Source organism: Cyclobacterium xiamenense, assembly GCF_009467825.1.
GTDB lineage: Bacteria > Bacteroidota > Bacteroidia > Cytophagales > Cyclobacteriaceae > Cyclobacterium > Cyclobacterium xiamenense.
Genome location: NZ_WIOK01000026.1, coordinates 16,478 through 39,415 on the forward strand (window position 1 = coordinate 16,478; position 22,938 = coordinate 39,415).

Below are 22,938 nucleotides of genomic sequence, written 5' to 3' on the forward strand. Positions count from 1 at the left end.
AAAACATTCACTAACACCTCAACCTAAAAAAATGCAAGGCTATACTTTTTTCACCATCTTTTTATACACCTCGCGTTTCTTCTTCTTAATATCTGCCTTCTGATAGTAATCGTAACCGTAACTCATCTTGGTTTTGGCATCATTTAAAACAATCACAGGATTTTTTAATTTCTTTTCTCTTTTTTGCTCGTTAATGAACGTAATTGCCTGTGATTCAGAAAAGTTGTACCTCATGATATAGGTGGTGATATCCGAGAACCGCGAAAGTGAAAACGCGTCGGCCACCTGACCGACAGGAGCTGAATCAATGATGATCACGTCGTATATCTCCTGAAGCTTATCGATAAAATACCCCACTTTGGGCAATAGCATCAATTCCGACGGGTCATCTGGGAGCGTTCCACAACCAATCAAATCCAATCCATCCGGCAACCGGTCATTCTTGACAATTAAATCTGCTATCGTCAACGAATCGTTCTGTAGGTAATCGGAAATTCCCCGCTTCTCCTCCATTCCCAGGTATTCCAATAGTAGGGGCTTTCTTAGGTCAAATTCAAGAATGACAACTTTTTTATCCGCCAAACTCATGCTCACTCCCAGATTCAGGGAAAAAAATGTTTTTCCCTCCCCACTCGTAGTAGAAGTAACCAGAATCACTTTCTTATCCTTATTGGGCAGCGCAAACTGAAGGTTGGTCCGAATAAGGCGAAACTGTTCGGCCACGGGCGTCCGTACCCCTCTGGATATGGCTATCGGCACCTTTTCATCGTGGTGGGAGACTTCTCCCAGAATGGAAATATTGGTCCTTGATGTAACGTCTCGTTTCACTTTTATCTTGGTATTCAACTGATAAAAGACGAATACAAACCCGAGACTCCCGCCCAATCCGGCAAAAAATGCGAAGCCAAGGATCAATAGTTTATTAGGTTTGCTCGGTTTACTGCCGGCCATTGCTGGATCAATGATTCTGGAATTACTCACCGTTGTGGCGGCAAGAGACATCGATGCCTCTTCTCTCTTTTTCACCAGGTATTGATAATGGTCCTGCTTGATGGCTTGTTGGCGATTTATTTCCAATAGCTTTCGCTCGATTTCAGGAACTTTCCCGCTCTGTATCTCCACTTCGGTCGTCCGGGCCAGGAGATTATTTCTTGCAATTTCCACACTGGATTTAATGCTCTGGATATTTCCCAGTATGTTTTGACGAGCAGAACTCAACTGCTGGTTCTTCTCCAGTATCAGCGGATTACCCGGTTGGGTGGTACGAACCATGCGCTCTCTGTCCCGCAGTAACTCATTAAACTTGTCGATACTAGCCGACAACGTTGGATCAGGAATATTGAGCGATCCCGAAATAACCTGAAAATCGTCCTCCTGCCCCTGCAGTGACTCCTCGATCGAATTCAACACATCCAATTGAATGGAATATTCTGCCAGTTGTTCTTTCCCTTGGTTAAACCGCTCGGCATACTGCAGGGCATCGGAACTCAGTTCGGTGATTTTATTTTCTGACTTGTATTCTTCCACCATCGCTTCAATTTCCCGTAAATCATTGGTGACCGAATCAAGCTGTTTATTAATAAAATCAATGGTATTTTTAGCTGTTTGGTTTTTGTTCAGCATCGCCTCCCTGTTGTAGGCTTCAATTAGCTTATTCAAGACTAACATGCCCTTTTGGGGTACCGGATCCGTAAAACCAAGCCGCAATACGCTGGCTAGCTTGTTTACGATCATCACTTCCAACTTATTGCTATACCTTCCCGGTAGCGCATACGGGTTGTTGAATTGGATAATGATCGTGCTGGGGTATTCCTCCAACTCCTGCAATAGGTCAATGGTAAACTCCCCAAACGGGAAGGCCAACTCTTCCCCAAAACGGTGGTTAGAACTATTTTCCTCTTCATCCTCCAATTGAAACGTTTCCGGTCCCTGCACGTGGACCTTGAATACGGTCAACAAGTCTTCGTCAAAAAATGCGGCGGAATCGTACCGATCCAGGTTAACCCGTATGGGTACCTGAGGTCCAAAAATCTCTTTGTTTCGAAATAAATTATCTTCTACAAAGTAGGACACATTTAGATCCAATTCCCGAACTGCCTGCCTCATCAAGCTAAATGACTGCAACACTTCAGACTCATTTTCTACCAATTTGATCGACTGATACGTTTCCAATTCCGAGTATACGGCATTTTGAGAAAAATCCGAACTCTTGTTACTATTGATCAAAATAGTCGCCTCAATAGGGTATTCCGGGGTAGCATACTGCAAATAAAGAAATGCCAATCCCAAGCATCCTACAAGTCCGATCACATACAAATACCAAAACTTCAGGTATTTCATGATCAAGTACTTGTAATCCGTGTTTTCCACCTCCTTGGGTTGGAAATCATCCATTAACATATCCGACATTTTCATAATCCCGTATTCTTATTCGAAATAGAAGCGTAAGTTGAACAATACCGCGATGCCAAGTGAGGCCAAAATACCAAAAATGGTGATAGCCCGCTGATTTGTACTGGCCTGAATCGCTTTCATTTTATCTGGTTCTACGTATACCACGTCATTTTGGTGCAACATGAAATACGGAGAATTTAAAATTTCTCGATTATTTAGATTTAACCTGACTGCCTTTCGAACGCCATCTTCATCCCTGATTACCAATACATTCTCTCTCTTTCCAAATTCCGTCATGTCGCCTGCTAAACCCAAGGCTTCAAGTATGGTAATCCGGTCGGTTTCCAAGGTGAAAGTATTGGGTTTGGAAACTTCTCCGATCACGGTGATTTTAAAGTTCAGGTATTGAACGTTTACAATGGGGTCTTTCACGTACTCTTCCAAACGCTGTGCCATTTTCTCAATCGCTTCTTCCTTCGTCAGACCTTCCAGCACCACCATCCCCAAAACCGGGAAATTTACCTGCCCGTCTTTGTCCACCAGGTAACCCTCATTGATCGGAACTGCCGCATTCATCACCCGCCCGTCTTCAGAAGACGACATCACGCCCGCATTAAACAGCAGATTTGACTCCGGATTAAGACTGCTTACGGTAATTTTTAACAAATCCCCTTTTTGAATGGTCGGCTCAGGAAACTTGGTAATCTGGGTTGAAAAATCTGCTCCGGATTCAATATCGCTGAAATAGACCAAATTCCTCTTCGCACAACCAAAAATGCCGGACAGAAGGAAAATAAAAACCAAGCTGTTTACTAATGTACTTTTTCTCATAAAATCTAAAGACTGTTACGTCGTTTTTACTCACCGAACTCGTTCATCTCGGTGAAAAAGTGAAACAATAATCTGCTAAAACATGCAACCAATAAAGACGTCGCAAAATACTTAATTATCAGAACAATAAGAACTGTGCCAGAATATTTTCATTCGTTTTAGCTATATTTACCCGGATACCTATCGACAAACGTTCCATTTCTTCTCGTTCCAAGACCGAACAAACCTGTAATCACGAATGTCGGTTGACCCTTTGCTCGTCAAAAGGATCGACTCGGTCTACGTAACTTAAGGAAGCCAGCCAAGGCCCGAGTATTCGGTAGCAAAACCGACCGTTTGTTATAATGGGTTATATCGGACACAAGCAACATCTGGAAAGCTGTTATCAATCAGAAAAATTTGTGCCCTTTTGTGTTTATCGCTGTTTATTTCGACGCGCTATGGTGTTAATATGCTTTTTCGTTTTTTGTCAAAAGAGAAACAACCGTTTCAATGACAATTTTAATATCAAATAGCAGGCACCATTTCCGCACATAGAAGAAGTCCAACCGAAACCGGGAATGTAGTTCCTGGAAATTAATGATTTCACCACGATACCCCTTGCACTGCGCCAGGCCGGTAATGCCCGGCTTCACGCGGTGTCGTTGCATGAAACCGCCGATTTCTTTCGCAAATTCCAGGTTCATCGGTACGGCGTGGGGCCTTGGACCAACGATCGACATGTCTCCAAGAAGCACGTTCAGTATCTGCGGAAGTTCATCCAAACTGGATTTCCGAAGAAATTTCCCAACCCGGGTGATTCGCGAATCATTCTGCGTCGCTTGCCGGGTGTCTGCTTCGTTGTTTTTGATCATCGTTCGGAATTTGTAGCAATAAAATACCTTGTTGCCTCTTCCATGCCGCTGCTGCTTGAAGAGGACAGGTCCCTTGGAATCCAGTTTGATCAAGATTCCAATCAATGGAAACAACCAGGACAATACGAACACGGTAGTAAATACCGATACGGTCAAATCAAAAACCCGCTTGATGAGACGCTTCTGATAGCTATCGCTTTTACCGTACAGTACCCTGATTTTTGCCTCCTGCTGCCCTTTTACAAAATTTCCCTTCCTGAGGGATTGGCCAAATTTTCTTTCTACTAAAACATTTTCCATCGCTAACAATCGTTACTTACCTCCCTATTCCTTACCTATTGTTTAAAAAACATTTTTATATATCTGAAATACATTTTTACAAATATATAGGGACTTTCTGTTCTTTGCAAGCTTTTGGAAAATTAATTTTAATTAAAATCCGTTTTTTTGTATTTAAAATTCATTTTTATAGTTTTAAAAATTAGTTCTCGGCAATGAATCGGTCATAAACGTAAAAAAATCTGCTTGGAATCGACCAGATGGGGACTGGGGATTAATTATTTTCCAAGGCCATCGTCTGACAACTGCCAAGCCAAATTCATGCCCATTTAACAAAAAAATCAATAGACGTTGGCATTCTTTAAAAATACAGCAGAAATCGTCCAAACCAGGATCTTTGCGTCCAGGAGTAAGGACCAATTTTTGATATAAAAATGATCCAGCCGCACCCGACCATAAATATCATAGAAGCGCAGGATTTCCCCCCGGTACCCTTTTACCTGAGCCAATCCGGTAATCCCAGGTTTGACAGAATGGCGAAACATGTAATTATTTATTTCGTTGGAAAACAAGTGGTTCATTGGCACGGCATGAGGTCTGGGCCCAATAACAGACATGTCACCAAGCAAAACATTGAAAAACTGTGGTGTTTCATCCAGACTGGTTTTCCTTAGGAATTTCCCCATTCGGGTAACCCGCCGGTCGTGCCTAGACGCCTGCCGGGTGTCAGCCTCATCGTTTCGCTTCATCGTTCGGAACTTATAGCACCAGAAGGCGGTATTCCCTTTGCCGTGCCGCAACTGCTTGAAAAGAACAGGGCCGGAAGAGTCCAGTTTAATCAACACTGCAACCAAAGGAAACAACCAGGATAGAATAAAAATCAAGAAAAGAAATGAAAAAACCAGGTCCACAAGTCGCTTCACAAAAACCTTCCTAGGATCCGTAAGGTAAACCACCCCACCCGGCCCAATATACCCGGAGAGCTTTTTCGATAAATATTCCGACTGATCCTGCTTGTGTAAAAACTTTTCCATTGCCGAAATCAATGAACCCTAACAAAAAACTATACCTCGTTTTAATGTATTTGAAATACATTTTAACAAATATATTCAGCTATTTTGAGATTACCAAATATACGGGCGGTATTTATGATCCAGAAAATTACAGTTTCAAAATGAAAAAAATTACTAAAAAAGTTATTTTTATTTATATAATTAGAACAAACACATCTAATTGTATTGTATCCTCATTGAAATATTTTACTTATTTAAACAATTTAGGGAGCAATTTCAAATTCTTTTACCGTTTGAACAAAAAGCTTCACTTTCTCTGGTGAGGTGTCCGGGTACACCCCGTGACCCAGGTTAGCAATGTGCCTGCTTCCTGCAAATTGGGTTAACATGCTGCGCGTCTGAGCAACGAGTGTCTCGTCTGGAGCATACAGGGCCGCCGGATCGAGGTTTCCTTGCAGGGCTTTTTTCCCATCCACAAGTTGCTTTACCTCTCCTATATCCATGTTCCAGTCCAAGCCCACGGTGGCACAGGCCATGCGTGAAAAATCTTTCATGGCAAAATAAGCCCCTTTGGCAAAGACCGTGACCGGTACTTCCGTAACCGCTTCACAGATCCTCTCCAGATAGGGCAATGAAAACGCCCGGTATTGATCGGGAGGCAAGATGCCAGCCCAACTATCAAAAATCTGTACCAGGTTTGCTCCTGCACCTACCTGTGCTTGCAAGTACTTAATGGTCGTTTTGGTAATTAGGTCCAAAAGTTTGTGCGCCAAATCCGGGTTTTGGTACAACATGGCCCTGGCTTTGGAAAAGGTCTTCGACCCAGAGCCTTCTACCATGTAGGCAAAAATCGTCCAGGGTGCTCCTGCAAAGCCTATCAGCGGCACCCTGCCGTTGAGCCCCTTCTTCGTGAGCCGAATGGCTTCCAAAACGTAGTGAAGATCGGTTTGGGGATCGGCTACCCTTAATTTCTTTAAATCGGCGGCACTCCCGATCGTTTTCGGAAACCAGGGACCTCGCTTCTCTACCATCTCGTAGGGAAGCCCCATCGCCTCCGGAACAACCAAAATATCTGAAAAAATGATGGCAGCGTCCACACCAAGGAGATCTACAGGCTGTATCGTCACCTCTGCAGCCAATTCAGGCGTTTGCGCCAGTTCAATAAAACCACGCACACTTGCTCTGACTGCCCTGTACTCGGGTAAAATTCGCCCAGCCTGCCGCATCAACCAAACTGGAGTCCTTTCTACTGCCTCTCCTTTAATTACACGTAAAAGTAAATCGTTCTTCATTTGCATGCCGCAAATATAAATCAAGTTGCGCCAAAAACGAAAAAAGGGACTGTATAGAAAAAGCTTCCCTAAATTCCGGAAAGCTTTTTCTACCTGCAATTATCGAAGTTCCTCTCTTGATTAGTTGAGCGTTATTGGCACGATATCCGATTCGTCCTTCCCGATCAGGGACATCACGGCATCAAAGTCACTGAAATCAATTCGCGCAGCTTCTTCCTCTACAAAAAACCCAGGGAGCAATACAATACGAATGCGCTGGTTATCTGTCCACTCGGCTTCCAACTGCGTAAGATCAAAATTCGCCTGCATGAAGACATTGAAAAAAGAAGCGGTGTATTGGTAATTGTACGTCAATGTCGCTCCCTCTGCAAAAAACACCGTTTGGGGCAATAACCGCCACAACGTCTCCCCTTCTACCTGCGCCCATTCCAGGTAGACGAGCAAATTATCCCCCGGACCGATCTCCAGACCGGAACCGATCGCAAATTCGTTCTCCTCAGAAAACGTTACCTGCCCTTCAAAGACCAGGTTCAGAACTTCAATGCCATCTTCCCCATCTTCTCCATCCACTCCATCTCTTCCATCCAGACCCGGAGGGCCTTGAGGTCCTTCCGGACCCTCACATGCAGGCAATGCCATTATTGCTGCAAGTACTACCAAGTATAAAATCTGCTTCATAAGTTTTTGTTTACTACGTATAATGAATTAGGTGCGTTATTTGAAAGATAGCCGGTAATTTTTGCATATCCAATACCAACCAAAAAAAAGACAGCCTGCCACACGCGCAAACTGTCTTTTTACGAAAATCACATCATTTCGGCTTAATTTCCTACCGGATACCGCCGGATATCCTCTTCGTCTACCCCAAGCAAGTTCAAAACAGCCTGGTGGTTTAAAAAATCCATCCGTAGATCAATTCGGTCAGCAGGAACGATCAATACCCGAAAAACCTGCTCGTTTCTAAACCCAGGCTCCAATGTATTGAGGTCAAAATCACCGGTTAAAAAAATCGAATAATCGTAGAAGGTGAAATCGTAATCGTAGGTAAAAATACCGTTTTGATGAAATACAACCTGCGGGATTAACCGCCAAATATCATTGCCTTCCTGATCCACACCACCCAGGCGGTAGATCAAGACCTTGTCCGACTCCACCAAATCAAAGCCGTACTCACCGCGGATGCCAAAATTACCTGACTGTGTAAAGTCGCCGATTATTTCGAAAACCTCTCCCACGATGGTGACACCATCAAGTCCGTCCTGTCCCGGAGGGCCCTGCGGACCTATCGGTCCTTCACAACTCCACAAAACCCCTGCGGTGATAAGAAGGAACAGCTTACTTACGAGTACTGATTGATTGCTTTTTTTCATACGCTTTTAATTTACTTTGTAAAGGCCATATGCCTGCCTGTATGCTAAGGAATACCCAATGTATCACCCGATACCGCTAGGTGGATCCCCGTGTGTGACTTTTGCGTCATGCCCGTTTACATCAGGCAGGCTCCATTTCATATGCTTATGCGAAATACTAGATACGTTGGTTTCCCTTTTCCAAAACCGTACCAGTTTTGGTAATTCCCCCGAAAAACCCGTACCTCGCCCAATTTTTCACCAACAGCCCAAATGCCCATTCCTGATCGCCCGTTTGAATCAAACAGAAAATCCGTTCGGTTGCCCGTATCGCACTACTATTCTCGAACCGGGGCCCACACCTCCACATGATTCCTTCCGATAATCTTATCAATAAAGACCCCCTGCAACATTCGTCCCCGGGCAGAAGCAAAATCCTCCATCTTTTTCTTTGTTTGTTGCGGCCCAGGCATCACCCACCGGTGCATCTGCATGCTGGCTTTTACTGCCTCGCTGCAATCAAATGAGCGTTCCGCCCAACTAGTGGGCAACCGGTCAGGTCCTTCACCAGAAGCCATTCCCACAAACACATGCAATGTATCCCGTTTTCCCGAAGGCTCCTCGAAATAAATGGTGTAAAGCGGAGCTTCCCCCCTATTCGCCTCTACCTCCTGAAAATATTGCCCCAGTCGCTCTTCTTGGGGAGTACCCCTGTATTCCAATCCGACCAGATCCAGAGTCTGGCACGAAACCAACTCCACTTTTGTCTCACTCGCTCCACCCAAATACAGGTACCCGGCGGCAGCTACAAGTAGTAGCACTACCACTACTCCCAGTATTCGTCTGCTTTTGCTTGTCATTTTCCAAATACATACCTGGCGCCAATGGCTCCCTGAACTTTCAGATGGCCAAATCGGTCCAGAAGTTCCATAAACAGCCCCAACTCCGCAAAAATCCCTAAGGGCACATCCTCAAAATAATAGGCCGAACCGATAAACCCCTCCGGACCAACGTCTGCATTCCTCCGGGATTCGCTACGGGACGCACCCGCCTCGCCGGCAGCAGGTGTGCGGTAAAAATAGGTGACCGTAGTACTTCTAACCTGTACACCGGCGCCCGCATAGCCGACTAAATTTCCTTCCGCTATATCAAATTCGGCATTGAGTGATTGTTCGTAGGCCACCCGTGCTTGTGCCGAAAAAGCACCTGCCACTTGTTGCCCTTCGTAGATGGCTGAACTCAACGGCGGGTTGTTTTCAAACGACCTACGGTAATAACTCCCACTGTTTGGACTCCCCCGTCCAATGATTGCCTCCAGGGAATAGTCATCAAATAAGGCTGTTTTAAACGTGATCCCGTACGGTTCACCCAACCGCAATCCCAGCTCGTATTCCTGGGCAAAAGCTGAGAATCCAGTAAAAGCGATCAAACAAACTAATAAATATTTCATGCATCAAAAACGATAAGAAGCGTCAAATTCATTGCTTTTCAAACGACAGAGCCATCCGGTAAGTTACGGGCAATCGCCAAACTTTTTCCCTACTTGCACCAGTCAACTAACCGCCATGGACTTGAGCTGCATTTGATGCAACTGGGAATAGTACCCTCCATGCTTCAATAGTGCCTCGTGGGTCCCTTCCTCTACGATTTCTCCTTTGTTAAGCACAATTATTTTACTGGCCTTTTGAATGGTAGAAAGTCGGTGGGCGATGATAATTGATGTTCTTCCTTCCATCATTTTTTCTATCGCCTCCTGTATCAGCTCCTCGGTTTCGGTATCTACTGATGACGTGGCCTCGTCCAAAATGATGATCTCGGGATCGTATACCATAGCCCTGACAAATGAAATCAACTGCCTTTGACCCACCGATAGCGTGCCCCCTCTTTCCCTTACATCGTAATCCAACCCTCCGGGCAGTCGTTCAATAAACTTACGCGCACCCACCAATTCTGCTGCATGCATCACCTGTTCGCGACTGATCTCCGGATTCCCCAGGGTAATGTTTTGGAGAATGGTGTCCGAAAAGAGAAATACATCCTGCAGTACCACCCCAACGTGCTTGCGAAGTGTAGGTAATTCGTAGGAAGAAACGGATGTTCCGTCAATTTTTATCGCTCCTTTGTTGATGTCATAAAACCGGCTGATCAGGTTGATGATGGACGATTTGCCGGCACCTGTTGCTCCGACCAATGCTACCGTTTCGCCATGCCTGACGTTCAAATTGATGTCTTTCAATACCCAATCCTCCTGATCGTACGCAAACCAAACCTTTTCGAATGAAATGTTACCCTTAATTTTTTCAGGGGCATGGTTCCCTTCGTTTGGTATCTGCTCGCTGTTTTCAAGAATGGTGAAAATCCGGGAAGAACTCACCACTCCCATCTGAAGGGTATTAAACCGATCGGCAATCATTCGGATGGGACGGAAAAATAATTGCAGGTACATGATAAAGGAGATCAGCACCCCTACCTTTATCTGCAGGTCAAATACGCCGGTAGCTCCATACCAAACTACCAGACCAATCCCGATGGCCTGGATGATTTCCGCAACGGGATAATAGACGGAATAATACAAAACCGACTTTAGGTGCGCCCGGCGGTGCTCCTCGTTGATGGCTTTGAATTTTTCGTATTCGCGTTCCTCCCTGTTAAACACCTGAATGATATTCATGCCCGTGATATGCTCTTGCAAAAAAGAATTCAGGTTGGATACAGCGTTTCGGACATCGTTGAAGGAAACTTTGACTTTTTCTTTGAAGACATAGGTGGAAACGACGAGCAGCGGCAGGGTACACAGACTTACCAGTGTCAACTTCCAATCCACATAAAACATCACCGCAAGAATGGATACCAACTGTAGCAAGTCACCGATTATTTCCGCCAGACCTTGGCTAAATACATCCGAAAGCGTCTCCACGTCAGAAATATTCCGGGTCACCAGTCGGCCAATCGGCGTTTTGTCAAAATATTTGAGCCGCATCTTCAGCAGATGTCGGTACAGCTTAATCCGGATGTCCCGGATGATCACCTGTCCTAACCAACCGGAAAGGTAGGTGTGCCCAAACTGAACCAGCGCATGCAGTACCAATAGTCCAAGCAAAAAATACATGATTCGGAGCAATCCCTCGGCATCACCCATCGCGACGTAATCGTCCACCGCGATCTGTATCAATAACGGTCTACTAGGTGCCAGCACAGCCAACAACAAGGTTAGCAAAACCAAAAAGTAAAACCGCGGCTTATACGGGGTAACAAATTGGTAAAGCTTTTTCAACACCTTGGTGTCGATGATATCCCCGCTTTTTACATTTTCTTTTTCCAGTCCCAATTGGTCAGTAGTTTACATAAAAATTTTTGCCGGATACCGTACCCCGGTTAGGTAAAGACCCTGAGCGGGTGCCGCACTCCCCGCCTGTTTCCGATCCTTGCTTCTAATGATCTCGGTAAATCCCGCCAAATCCAGTTGCTTTCGTCCGATTTGTAGTAGGGTACCAACGATCGCCCGAACCATCCCACGCAAAAATCGATTGGCCTCTATATGAAATACCAAACCATGGGCGGTTTGTTCCCAGCCGACCCGTTTTATTTTACAATCAAAACTTTTAACATCGGTCTTTGTTTTGCTAAAGCACTGAAAGTCGGTATGGCTCAAGAGTAATTCCGCCGCCGCCGCCATTGCTTCTGCATCCAACGCATAATAGCAGTGCCAGGCTTTCCCAAGCAGAAAGGGGTCTTTGCGAAAGGTAATGTGGTATTCGTAGCTGCGCCACAAGGCATCAAAGCGGGCATGGGCATTCGATTGCACCGGTAACAAATCATGAACGGCAATATCTGATGGCAACATGCCATTGACCCGCTTTAAAAACTCTACCTTTGGTATCTCCTCCGGCACCTCGAAATGGGCAAATTGCTGGCGCGCATGTACGCCAGTATCCGTCCGGCCACTCCCCATGATGGAAACAGCTGTTCGAAATAAGACCGACAGTACTTCCTGAATCGCCTGCTGCACGGAAGGAGCATTTTTCTGCATTTGCCAGCCATGATAGGCAGAACCGTCGTAGGCAATCTCAATAAAATACCGGTGACCTTTGCTCATTTCAAGTGCAAAGATAAAAATATACCCCTATTTCAAAGCGGATTTGACGTATTCCTTGCGAAAATTCAAATAACCCTTTTTCTTTGTCAAAAGACTTTGACATGATCCAACGAATCCAATCGCTTTTCCTTTTTCTGGTTGCCATTTCCATGATTACCGTAACGCTCACGCCAATTTGGCTTCAGGTGAGTCCTTCCCAAGACCAACGCATGGAAATGACCGCCTGGCATACACGCATCCTGGAATTGCCCCAGGAAACCATTGTCTCTGAAAGCAATAACATGTACATCGGGATTTTGGCTGTATTGGCTGCAGCACTGGCCATCTATAGCCTGCTACAATTCAAAAACCGGAAAAGGCAACTCATGCTGAACATGATCAATGCCCTGCTAATGGGCTTCACGCTAGGGCTTGCTGTCTATAGCAGTTATACATCAAACGAGACGTTCAATCCTGCAGTCGGTGGTGCCTTTGTGCTCGGCTTTTACAGCATTATTTTTGCGTTAATTGTAAACCTTATCGCCAACCGATTTATCAGAAAGGACGAGATGCTGATCCGTTCTGTGGACCGAATACGGTAGACGCCCGCGAAACCCTGGTAGGGCTTTTGCCGGTGAAGTACCTAACCCCCTACTCCAATGAAAACAGAAACCATCGCCATCCATGGAGGAAACAACGTCACCGACGCACTAAAACCTGTAATCCAACCGATTACGCTCTCCACTACCTTTGAACACCGGGACAACAGCATGCTGTACGGCCGGCTGGAAAATCCGAACAGAAAATCGCTGGAGCAAGTCATGGCTGCCCTGGAAAAAGGCGTGGATGCTGCTGCATTTTCCTCGGGAAATGCAGCCGCTAACGCCGTATTTCAGGCGCTTCCTGCGGGAGCGCATGTGATTGCCCCCGATGATATGTACCACGGTTTGAGATCCTTGTTGGAAACCGTTTTTTTTGATAAAATCCACGTGGATTTCGTGGACATGACCCAGCCCGAACAGGTTGCGGCTGCGATTAAGCCCCCCACGCACCTGTTGTGGATCGAAAGTCCTTCCAATCCGCTACTGAAAATATCGGCTATCAAAACACTATGCCACCTGGCTCACGAAAACGACGTTACCGTGGTTTGTGACAACACCTTTGCCAGCCCAATTTTTCAGCAACCCCTGGAGGAAGGAGCAGATTTGGTCATGCACAGCAATACCAAATACATTGGTGGACACAGCGATGTCATCGGCGGGGTACTGATCACCGGAAAAAAAACCGACTTTTGGGACAAAATCCGCTCCGTACAACAACTGGCTGGAGCCGTTCCTTCCCCTTTTGATACGTATTTCCTCACACGCAGCATCAAGACGCTACCCTATCGCATGAAGGCGCATGCCGCTAATGCCAGCCAAATAGCTCGATTTTTGAGCAAACATCCCCTTATCGAAAAGGTATACTATCCCGGGCTGGAAACACACCCGGGCCACAAAAACGCCCGGGCCCAAATGCAGGGCTATGGAGGCATGCTTTCGGTAGTGATTAAAGGCAATGCGCGGGATGCGGATCGTTTTGTCGATGAATTAACCTATTTCTCCAATGCTACCAGCCTGGGAGGGGTGGAAAGCCTAATTGAACGAAGATCCCGCGTGCAGGGAGTGACGGAGGGCGTGCCGGAACAGCTTATCCGGATCTCTGCAGGCCTTGAGAATACGGAAGACCTGTTGGAAGACCTTGAAAAAGGACTTAAGGTATTGCGGTAGAGGGCGACTAATCCATTTTCATTAATTCCTCCACAGGCCGCCTGGGGGTATTTGGATCATTGCCTTTCTGCGATTTGGCGGATCGCTCCGTCGCGCCGGCTTTATTGAACTTAGACACGGTCAATTCCACGTCTGCACCGGCTTCGATCCCAATTTTTTCGGAACAAACCGTACCCTTCATTGTAGCTTCCGCCGTAAAACGTGCCAGGCCCTGGATGTACAAATCTCCAAGAACTTCACCCATGACGCAGATTTCGGAGGCGTGAATATCTCCCTTTACTTTTCCCGAAACACCTACAATTACCTTTTTCTTGGTCACGACATTGCCACAAATATCTCCTTCGATCCGGATATCACTCGTGGCCTCTATATCTCCTATGATCGATAATCCTGGAGCAAAAACCGATGTTGCACTAGCCATTTCCATTTCTTCCTGAATTTTTCTTTCCTTGGTCCACATAAAATCAACTACTGTTAATACCGCTTGTTTCTATTTGCTAACGAGGTTTTTCTGGGCGACAACCCTACAGGCTACCAAGCAAATATAACAAATTGAGGACCGAAAATCCTAACCAGCGAGGGGAAATGAAGCCGCCGGGTCTTATCCTGCCCACCCCTCCCTATCCAGGCTTCGGTATTGGATGGCTTCGGCCAGGTGTTCCACCCGTATTTCCTCAGCTCCAGCCAGATCAGCGATGGTTCTGGAGACCTTCAGGATACGGTCATAGGCCCGGGCGGACAGACCCAATCGTTCCATGGCCGTTTTTAACAAGACCTTGCCAGCCTGATTGATTTTACACAACTCCTTGACGGTATGGGAAGGCATCATGGCGTTGCAATGGACGTCCGGGCTGTCCCCAAACCTGGTATGCTGTCTTTCTCTGGCCAGGGAAACACGCTCCCGGATGGACTTGCTGGACTCGGACTTCCCCTCTGAAGTCATTTCTTCAAAATTAACCGGAGTCACCTCCACGTGTAAGTCTATGCGATCCAACAGGGGACCACTTACCTTGTTCAGGTACTTTTGGACGACTCCGGGACCACAAACACATTCTTTTTCGGGGTGATTGTAATAACCACAGGGGCAGGGGTTCATACTGGCCACCAGCATGAAGTTGGCAGGAAAATCTACCGAAACTTTTGCTCTGGAGATGGTCACTTTTCGCTCCTCCAGAGGCTGACGGAGCACTTCCAGTACCGTTCGCTTAAACTCCGGCAATTCGTCCAAAAACAAAACACCATTGTGGGACAGGGATATTTCCCCGGGCTGAGGGTTTCCTCCCCCGCCCACCAAAGCCACATCGCTGATGGTATGGTGGGGTGAACGAAAGGGACGTTGGGCCACCAACGATGCCTCTACGCCAAGCTTACCGGCCACCGAATGGATCTTCGTCGTTTCCAGCGCCTCCTGCAAACTAAGTGGCGGGAGAATGGACGGAAGTCTTTTTGCCAACATGGTCTTTCCCGCGCCCGGCGGGCCAATCATGATCACGTTGTGCCCGCCAGCAGCGGCGATTTCCATGGCGCGTTTGATATTTTCTTGGCCCTGTACGTCTGCAAAATCAAAGGCATAATCCTCCAATGAGTTAAAAAACACATTGCGTGTATCCGTGACCAGCGGGGCAATTTCCTGTGTCCCTTCCAGAAAATGAATGGCTTCCTGTAGGGTTTCTACGCCGATGATATCCAATTTATTAACAATAGCGGCCTCTTGGGCATTTTCTTTGGGCAGGATAAATCCCTTAAACCCGCGCTTTCTAGCCTCAATCGCAATAGGTAGAACTCCTTTTATGGTTCGGAGCTTTCCGTCCAGTGACAGTTCGCCCATGATCAGGTATTCCTCCAGCTCGGGAAAAAACACCTGCTCGGAAGCTTGGAGTATCCCCATAGCAATGGGCAAATCGTAGGATGATCCTTCCTTTCGAAGATCGGCTGGCGCCAGGTTGATGACCACTTTTTGTCGGGGCATGCGGTAGCCATAGTACTTCAATGCAGATTCCACCCGCTGCTGGCTTTCCTTTACCGCACTATCGGGAAGTCCTACCATATAAAAACTGGTCCCCTGACCTACATTTACTTCGATGGTGATGAGCTTTGCGTCTACACCGGAGACTGCACTGCCAAAAGTTTTAGCTACCATACCTAACCTGTGAGTGAAAAGCGGAACGGCGTACTTTCGCGATCCGTTCTGCTATTTAAAATTTTCTCTGGGCTTAATGGAGGAACCTTCTTTGTCATCGGGTTGATCCTCGATTTTTTTGTCCAGTTTTTCAATTTTAACGCCCCTTTCCAGGTCGAAAACCATGGCTTTCAATTCCTTTTTCTCCTGCTCTGTTTTTTTAATTTTACTTTGTAAGTTGCTCGTGTGGGCCCAGCCGGCTCCCCAGGTAATCAGGTACGACACCAGGCCTGCGAGTAACCAGGACACCACCTCCCCTGCCTCCGGACTCCCTCCCCACATTCGTTCGTAGGTAAGAAAATACACCAGTCCGATGCCAAAAAACAAAGCGGTTACTAGTTGAAAGATATTCGTCAATTTTTTCATAAGGGTCTATCTTAGGGAATGCTACCACAATATACTAAACTGACTGCATTTGGGAAAGTTTCTTGTACAATCCGTTCATTTCCATTAAATCGGTATGTGTGCCGCGTTCAGCAATCCTGCCTCCTTCGATGACCAGGATTTCATCCGCATGCTGAATGGTACTCAGTCTATGTGCAATGACCAGGGAGGTGCGATTGGCCATCAGGTTGGCCAGTGCTTCCTGCACCAGTCGCTCTGAAGCCGAGTCCAATGCCGACGTAGCTTCGTCCAGAATGAGAATGGCAGGGTTTTTTAAAACAGCCCGTGCGATACTCAGGCGCTGCCGCTGTCCTCCGGACAATTTGGTACCTCGTTCGCCAATATTGGTCTGGTATCCCTCCTCCAGTTTTGTAATAAATTCATGGGCATTGGCAATTCTGGCCGCTTTTTCTACCGCTTCCTGCGAAGCCCCCTCCATGCCAAAGGCGATGTTATGATACACGGTGTCGTTGAAAAGAATGGATTCCTGGGTGACAATTCCCATGAGTTGCCGCAGGTCAGCGATCTTCAGGGTTTTGATATCATGGCCATCAATTGTGATCAGCCCCTCTGTCGGGTCGTAAAACCGGGGCAATAGATCGGCAAGGGTGGACTTCCCCCCTCCGGACGGACCTACCAGGGCGATGGTCTTTCCTTTGGTTAGTTCAAAATTGATCCCTTCCAGTACGGGAGTTTCCTCGTAGGCAAAGCCTACATTCGCAAAAACCACCCGATCCGTAAACTGTGGCAGGCGACGCGGCTGACCGATTTCCTGAATCAGGGGTTTGGCATCTACCACTTCGAAAATCCTGCGCGCGGAGGCCAATCCCCGTTGAATGCTGCTGACTGCGCGGGAAATTTCCTTGGCCGGGTTCAACACTTGGGTAAACAAAATGATGTACGCGATAAATTCACTGGCACTGAGACTGGAGGTATTGGTTAAGACCAAGTTTCCCCCGTAGAGAAGAATCCCGGCGACGACGGTAACACCGAGGAATTGGCTGATCGGCGAGGCCAGTTCGTATTTTCTTGCCATGGATACATTCACCCGGGCATAATAATCGGTCTCTTCTGCAAATTTATCCTGTACAAATTTCCGCCCCCCAAAGGCCTTCACCACCCGCATGCCCCCAATGGTTTCATCCAGAATGGTAACGATCCTTCCCAGGGATTCCTGGCTTTGCTCTGCCGTCTTCTTTAGTCGCTTGGTCACGTAGCCGATGATTGCACCCGACACCGGTATGAGCAAAATGGTAAAAAGTGTGAGCTGTACCGACATAAAAAACAACACCGCAAAATACAGGATCACCGTCACCGGTTCTTTAAAAATCACCCGAAGGGACTGCACGATGCTGTTTTCTACTTCCTGTATATCGTTGGTCATCTTGGATATTAAATCCCCCTTTCGTTCGGTAGAAAAGTACCCCAAATGCATGCTGCTGACTGCATTAAAAATCCGAATACGCATTCCCTGAATGATATCCGCACGTACCTTGGCTAAAACTACCCCGGATAAATACGCAAACAGATTACTCAAAAAGACCGAAATGACAATAATGACACACACGTATACCAGGGTTCCAAATTTCCCATAGGCCGTGGCAATCTCGAGAAAATAATGGTTAAAAAGGTTCAGGAAATAGTTTACCGTGAACGAAAATTCGGGTGCTTCGCGGTAGGCTTCCAATTCCTCGGGGCCCACCTGCTCGAAAATCACATCAAAAAGTGGCTTCAGCAAGGTGAAGTTCAACAATCCGAAAACGATAGCCAGAAAGGCAAACAACACGTATTGAGGGAAATACCTTCGGTAAGGCCGGGCATAGGCAAGTATACGCAGATACGTTTCCATAGGGTTTGGCTGATTCAGGGCTGTAATTTACAATTTTTTCGGGCGAATCACGGTTCCCCGAAGCTGTTCCGGTCAAAAGTGCGGATCAAACCAGGCGGTGTTCAGCCGCAAGCCCGCCTGAGAAAAGGCTTTGGTTCGGGTCGAAACTGCTTCTCCAGAATCCCTGCGTAACGTTTGGGAAAAATCAAGAAACACATTATGGTGGAGCATGTAGGATGCACGAATCGTCCCCATGTAGACCTGTGTTTTTTCCCCCTGTCCGATAAAATTACCAAACAGCGACGTGCTGTTTTCCACCCGGTTCTTTAAAATATCTCCTCCGAAGTTAGCCGAGGAGACCGGGTCCTTTCCGTGCATTTGGTAGAGTGCGGTCGCATGCAGCGTTAGTTTCGGTAGGGGTTGAAACCGACTTTGAACAAGGAGTTCCCGAAAATTGGCGCCACGAGGATGGGTAAGCGGGATGCGGTAATTGGTGTAGGATTGGTAATCGAACTTTTCCTGAAAGGTGTAGGGGCGTGCATGGTTGTACTCCACCTGCACATCCAGGTTCGGAATGCCCGCGACTTCCACATGATGTATGCCAAGTTGAAAACCGTGTTTGTTACGGCTCGATCCTTTACCGGAAATCCCAAAAAACTCATTGAATACAAACTCATCCAATACAAATTGCCCGTAGACCTGTAGGCCCTTTAGGGGGTGCCACTTGAAATCGGTTCCCAGCATGACTTTATCGGGCGTACCTAATTGATGCTCTACCCAGCGATAAAACACGAGGGGATTGAGGTAGTTCCAGTCCATGCGGTTTGCCATCACCGACTCGTACAGTCCCAGATTGAATCGTTTTCCCAGGTTTACACCCAGCCGGTGAAAGGAAAACCATTTTTGCGGATACCGTCCATCTGTAGGAACGCCGCGGTCTGTCAGGATATCTGCGGTGAGCTGCCCCCATAGGTTGGTAAAGTTTACCGGCCCAATCCGGGTATTTATTTTCACAAATACAAAGGGGTTGGAAAAATCAGACAGCACGAAGGACCGAATCCCCTGCCCGATAAAGTGACTATCGTGACCGAATTGCATCTGAATATGCCGTGTAGCCCGAAAGTTGATATGGCCGCGGGCAGAAAAGAAACTGTATCCATTGTCTCCGTATCGCTTCCAAAAACCCTGGCCGGGTATCGCTCCGTGCTGTTGGACGTAGCCATTGATCCAGGAGGGAAAAACCAGGTCCGTAGTCGAAAGCAGCGTATAAAACCCAATTTTATTATCAATGCTGCCTCGCAGGGTAAGTCCCCGGGTATTCCGAAAACGCAGGTCTGCTTCGTCGGTTTCCACCCCTCCCTGAAAATGCAGTACCGGATTGACGTGAACGTCCCATACCTCATCCTTGTACGCATAAAAATCCGCGGGATGCTGGTAAAACCGTCGTCTTTTTTGCTGCGGCAGCAGCTCCAAGGTGTCGGTAGTGTGTTCCCAACTGTCTCGCAGCAGGTAATTCAGATTGAAAGCGTCGGATTGGGAAAGGGATGGATGGGCTTCTTTGTATCCGTCCAGAAACCGGACGACAGCTTTTCTACCAAACGGCTTGACCCCGGTATGAAAGGATTCGGTAAAAAACCCTTGACGGATCTCTAGCCGTTCGATGAGTTGGAAATACTCCCTGTCGTATACCAACTGGGGGCTTTGTGCCCACGTTGCGGGGACTTGAAAAAGTAGTACAAGAAAATAAAAAAAAAGCGACCTCATAGGAAAAATTGTTTTGTTAGCTGCCCGCTTTTGGCGGAGTTACCCTTTCAACCAAGGTTTCTGAAACCCGACAGCCGGGACTTACCGTTCAGATGCGCCTTAAAATTAAGGAAGTATTTTATATTTGAAAGGGAATGTTTTGGAGAAAATTATAAAAAAGGGTAAATTTGTGCCTCTATTTGAAGACGAAGAAAATAACAGGCCATACAATGAAAAAAGAAATTCATCCCAATTACAGAGAAGTGGTATTCTTAGACACTTCCAGCGAGCATAAATTCATGACCAAATCCACCATAGAGACCAGCGATACCATTACATGGGAAGATGGCAAGGATTATCCTTTGGTAAAAGTGGAAGTAAGTTCCGCTTCACATCCTTTCTACACAGGTAAGAAAATGCTACTCGACACCGCAGGACGCGTGGAGAAGTTCAACAGAAGGTACAAGAAAAAATAATTATTTCAGGATATCGCCTGAGATTAAGTCTACCGGGAGGTGTATTCCGGTAGACTTTTTTATTTTTGTGACATGGACCAGCTCATGATGTTCGATGACCCCCGGATTCGGGGCAACCTTTTGCCTTTTACGTTTACCCGTCCGGTGGCAGCGATTCGAATCGGTATCCTCACGATCGGTGAAAAGTGGCAGGAGCATTTGCAGGCAAGCCAGGTCGGCTACCTGACGCAGGAATACCTGCAGGGCAAGTTTCCCCCAGTACCGGGCCCTTCCTTGTACATCAACGGGGCGCTTTGTCCCACCGGGGAATTGTTGGAAGCGGTGGGGGCGCTGAAGGAGAACGAATCCCTTTGGCATCAGGAAACGCTGTTGGCCACCTTTTTGGAAAAGCCGGAGCAATTCCAACCCGACCACCTTCCTAGTAAAAAAAAGGTCGTTTTCGAAAAAGATATTCGTATTCTCGGTAGAAACTGGCAGATATTTCAATGGAATGGAAACGAAATTCGGCAGGATTTTGATTTATTGACCAGACGAAGGGTTTCCTGGGGTACCGACGATCCCCACACCCACCTGTACCGGGAACCGGATATTTTCATCGAAAAGGGAGCTAAAATCAGGGCGGCGGTATTGAATGCGACGAACGGCCCAATCTACATTGGGAAAAACACGGAGATCATGGAAGGATCCCTGGTGAGGGGGCCCTTTGCCCTGTGTGAGGGCGCGACGCTTGCCATGGGAGCGAAGATTAGGGAAAACACGACCATTGGCCCCGGGTGCAAAGTTGGGGGAGAAGTTTCCAATGTGGTATTCATGGGAAACAGCAATAAGGCGCACGACGGCTACATGGGCAACAGTGTGGTGGGAGAATGGTGTAACTTTGGAGCAAATACGGTGGTTTCCAACCTCAAGAACAATCACATGCCGGTCAAAGTCTGGGACTATACCAAAGGCGGATTCAGCGACACGGGACTTCAGTTTTGCGGATCCATGATCGCAGATCATGTAAAGCTAGGAATCGGTACTACCCTGAATACCGGAACGGTAATCGGTGTGGGCTCCAATTTGTTTGGTGAGGGATTTCCCAGAAAGTTTGTTTCTTCGTTTGCCTGGGGTGGGGCAGCGGGATTCAGCACCTTCAAGCTGATGCGGTTTGAAGAAACCGCCCAGAAAGCCATGGCCTTCAAAGGCAAAGAGTTTGACGACAAGGAGCGGGCCATACTTCAACGCGTATTTGAACTCACCCGCCCATACCGGATTTGGGACAAGGAATTTTAAACGAAAAAAACATGCTTTTTTCATCCATTCCAGGGCTTGAGGAAACCAAGGGAAAACTAGTCAATGCCATAAAAAAGGACCACCTGGCGCATGCGCTCCTTTTTCATGGAAAAGAGGGTAGTCCTACCCTTTCCCTGGCTCTCGCATTGGCCACGTACGTGAACTGCACACAACCGGGCGAATCTGATTCTTGTGGGACATGCCCCTCTTGTCTGAAAATGGAAAAATTGATTCACCCCGATCTCAATTTTGTCATGCCTCTTCCGGCGCCTCCCAAAAGCAAAGAAAAGGAAAAAGAGGCCGATGCGAACGAGGATAAAGTCGATCACCTTGCATCCTGGCGTTCGTTTGTTCGAGAAAAAACCTACGGCAATTTCCCGGATTGGAATGCACATTTGGGTAGCAAAAAGCCACTCAGCATTTCCAAAAATGCCGCCCGACAAATCGTAAAAACCCTCTCGCTAAAATCGTTTGAAGGGGGGTATAAAATGATGCTGATCTGGGCACCGGAAACGATGCACCCCTCCGCAGCCAATGCCTTGCTGAAGATTCTGGAGGAACCTCCGGCCAAAACCCTCTTTTTGATGGTAAGTCAGCACCCCGAAACCCTGCTGACCACCATATTGTCTCGCACACAAAAAATCCATGTGAGAAGTTTCTCGGACGAAGAGGTGCAAAACTACCTGATCCGATCCGGCCTTTCCAGCACAGTGGCTGCCCAGCAAATTGCTCCGCTGGCTGACGGAAATCTACGGGAAGCCATCCAGCTTTCTCAGAACGTGGCCGATAAAAACACCCTTCTTTTCAGAGATTGGCTACGCGATTGCTATGCCGTGGATATCCCGGCCTTGCTTCGTTTTTCCGAGCAGCTAAGTTTTACCGGCAAGGAGGCGCAAAAATCCTTGCTTTTGACCGGAGTCAATGTAATCCGGGAATCCCTTTTGAATCGTGCGCAGGTGCCAGAGCTCATGCGGACCGATGAAGCAGACCGGGAGTTTATCGTCAAATTTTCCAGTTCGGTACTTACCGATGAGAAGCTTTCCAAACTATATACACTCTTGAACGAAGCACATTACCACATTGAACGGAATGCCAATGCGAAAATTCTTTTTCTGGATTTGGCATTCTCACTAGCCCGAATTATTAAAGCGGGTTGATGTAGAATCCTCGGATCCCGGGCTTTATTACGACGGGAAA

At 47.0% G+C, this 22,938-nt stretch carries 21 protein-coding genes; 5 read left to right on the plus strand and 16 right to left on the minus strand.

What is annotated here, in order from left to right; all coding sequences use genetic code 11:
- Positions 1 to 39: 39 nt before the first annotated feature.
- From GCU44_RS17345 to truA, 11 genes are all read right to left on the minus strand, one after another.
- On the minus strand, positions 40 to 2,409 hold the full coding sequence (locus GCU44_RS17345; protein ID WP_206670855.1) for a GumC family protein: 2,370 nt from the start codon (positions 2,407 to 2,409) through the stop codon (positions 40 to 42).
- A gap of 18 nt (positions 2,410 to 2,427) precedes the next feature.
- The gene (locus tag GCU44_RS17350) at positions 2,428 to 3,225 is read right to left on the minus strand and encodes a polysaccharide biosynthesis/export family protein (protein ID WP_154858102.1); all 798 of its coding nucleotides are present in this window, start codon (positions 3,223 to 3,225) and stop codon (positions 2,428 to 2,430) included.
- A 446-nt stretch (positions 3,226 to 3,671) separates the two neighbouring features.
- Entirely contained in the window at positions 3,672 to 4,379 is a 708-nt protein-coding gene (locus GCU44_RS17355) for a sugar transferase (RefSeq protein ID WP_154858104.1), read from the minus strand.
- A gap of 320 nt (positions 4,380 to 4,699) precedes the next feature.
- Positions 4,700 to 5,392, minus strand: coding sequence for a sugar transferase (locus GCU44_RS17360; protein ID WP_154858106.1), 693 nt, complete (start codon positions 5,390 to 5,392; stop codon positions 4,700 to 4,702).
- Between the two features lie 242 nt (positions 5,393 to 5,634).
- A complete protein-coding gene (hemE, locus tag GCU44_RS17365) occupies positions 5,635 to 6,669 on the minus strand; it encodes a uroporphyrinogen decarboxylase (protein WP_154858108.1) in 1,035 nt (344 codons plus the stop codon).
- A gap of 114 nt (positions 6,670 to 6,783) precedes the next feature.
- On the minus strand, positions 6,784 to 7,341 hold the full coding sequence (locus GCU44_RS17370) for a hypothetical protein (protein ID WP_154858110.1): 558 nt from the start codon (positions 7,339 to 7,341) through the stop codon (positions 6,784 to 6,786).
- 143 nt (positions 7,342 to 7,484) lie between these two features.
- Entirely contained in the window at positions 7,485 to 8,033 is a 549-nt protein-coding gene (locus GCU44_RS17375; RefSeq protein ID WP_154858112.1) for a hypothetical protein, read from the minus strand.
- Positions 8,034 to 8,350: 317 nt separating this feature from the next.
- Positions 8,351 to 8,872, minus strand: a complete 522-nt coding sequence (locus GCU44_RS17380; RefSeq protein ID WP_154858114.1) for a hypothetical protein — start codon at positions 8,870 to 8,872, stop codon at positions 8,351 to 8,353.
- Positions 8,869 to 9,462: a hypothetical protein gene (locus tag GCU44_RS17385; protein ID WP_154858116.1), complete on the minus strand. Its 594-nt coding sequence runs from the start codon at positions 9,460 to 9,462 to the stop codon at positions 8,869 to 8,871. The genes GCU44_RS17380 and GCU44_RS17385 overlap by 4 nt, the downstream gene beginning before the upstream one ends.
- Positions 9,463 to 9,564: 102 nt before the next feature.
- Entirely contained in the window at positions 9,565 to 11,340 is a 1,776-nt protein-coding gene (locus tag GCU44_RS17390; protein ID WP_092177859.1) for an ABC transporter ATP-binding protein, read from the minus strand.
- A gap of 12 nt (positions 11,341 to 11,352) precedes the next feature.
- Positions 11,353 to 12,108: a tRNA pseudouridine(38-40) synthase TruA gene (gene truA / locus GCU44_RS17395; protein ID WP_154858118.1), complete on the minus strand. Its 756-nt coding sequence runs from the start codon at positions 12,106 to 12,108 to the stop codon at positions 11,353 to 11,355.
- Between the two features lie 83 nt (positions 12,109 to 12,191).
- Between truA and GCU44_RS17400 the strand changes: the two genes are divergently transcribed.
- Together GCU44_RS17400 and GCU44_RS17405 are read left to right on the plus strand one after the other, a co-directional pair.
- Positions 12,192 to 12,689 (plus strand): DUF4293 domain-containing protein, encoded by a 498-nt coding sequence (locus GCU44_RS17400; RefSeq protein WP_317175345.1) that lies wholly within the window; start codon positions 12,192 to 12,194, stop codon positions 12,687 to 12,689.
- Positions 12,690 to 12,746: 57 nt separating this feature from the next.
- On the plus strand, positions 12,747 to 13,856 hold the full coding sequence (locus GCU44_RS17405; RefSeq protein ID WP_154858120.1) for a trans-sulfuration enzyme family protein: 1,110 nt from the start codon (positions 12,747 to 12,749) through the stop codon (positions 13,854 to 13,856).
- Between the two features lie 7 nt (positions 13,857 to 13,863).
- On the opposite strand, the gene GCU44_RS17410 is transcribed toward GCU44_RS17405, so the two are convergent.
- From GCU44_RS17410 to GCU44_RS17430, 5 genes are all read right to left on the minus strand, one after another.
- Entirely contained in the window at positions 13,864 to 14,316 is a 453-nt protein-coding gene (locus GCU44_RS17410; protein WP_154858122.1) for a bactofilin family protein, read from the minus strand.
- Positions 14,317 to 14,457: 141 nt separating this feature from the next.
- A complete protein-coding gene (locus GCU44_RS17415; RefSeq protein ID WP_154858124.1) occupies positions 14,458 to 15,996 on the minus strand; it encodes a YifB family Mg chelatase-like AAA ATPase in 1,539 nt (512 codons plus the stop codon).
- Between the two features lie 51 nt (positions 15,997 to 16,047).
- Positions 16,048 to 16,401: a hypothetical protein gene (locus GCU44_RS17420; RefSeq protein ID WP_092177847.1), complete on the minus strand. Its 354-nt coding sequence runs from the start codon at positions 16,399 to 16,401 to the stop codon at positions 16,048 to 16,050.
- A 34-nt stretch (positions 16,402 to 16,435) separates the two neighbouring features.
- Entirely contained in the window at positions 16,436 to 18,268 is a 1,833-nt protein-coding gene (locus tag GCU44_RS17425; RefSeq protein ID WP_154858126.1) for an ABC transporter ATP-binding protein, read from the minus strand.
- A 72-nt stretch (positions 18,269 to 18,340) separates the two neighbouring features.
- Entirely contained in the window at positions 18,341 to 20,011 is a 1,671-nt protein-coding gene (locus GCU44_RS17430; RefSeq protein ID WP_154858129.1) for a hypothetical protein, read from the minus strand.
- Between the two features lie 209 nt (positions 20,012 to 20,220).
- On the opposite strand from GCU44_RS17430, the gene GCU44_RS17435 reads away from it, so the two are divergent.
- From GCU44_RS17435 to GCU44_RS17445, 3 genes are all read left to right on the plus strand, one after another.
- Positions 20,221 to 20,466: a type B 50S ribosomal protein L31 gene (locus GCU44_RS17435; protein ID WP_092177842.1), complete on the plus strand. Its 246-nt coding sequence runs from the start codon at positions 20,221 to 20,223 to the stop codon at positions 20,464 to 20,466.
- Between the two features lie 72 nt (positions 20,467 to 20,538).
- The gene (locus GCU44_RS17440; RefSeq protein WP_154858131.1) at positions 20,539 to 21,741 is read left to right on the plus strand and encodes a GlmU family protein; all 1,203 of its coding nucleotides are present in this window, start codon (positions 20,539 to 20,541) and stop codon (positions 21,739 to 21,741) included.
- 11 nt (positions 21,742 to 21,752) lie between these two features.
- Entirely contained in the window at positions 21,753 to 22,898 is a 1,146-nt protein-coding gene (locus GCU44_RS17445; protein WP_154858133.1) for a DNA polymerase III subunit, read from the plus strand.
- Positions 22,899 to 22,938: the final 40 nt, after the last annotated feature.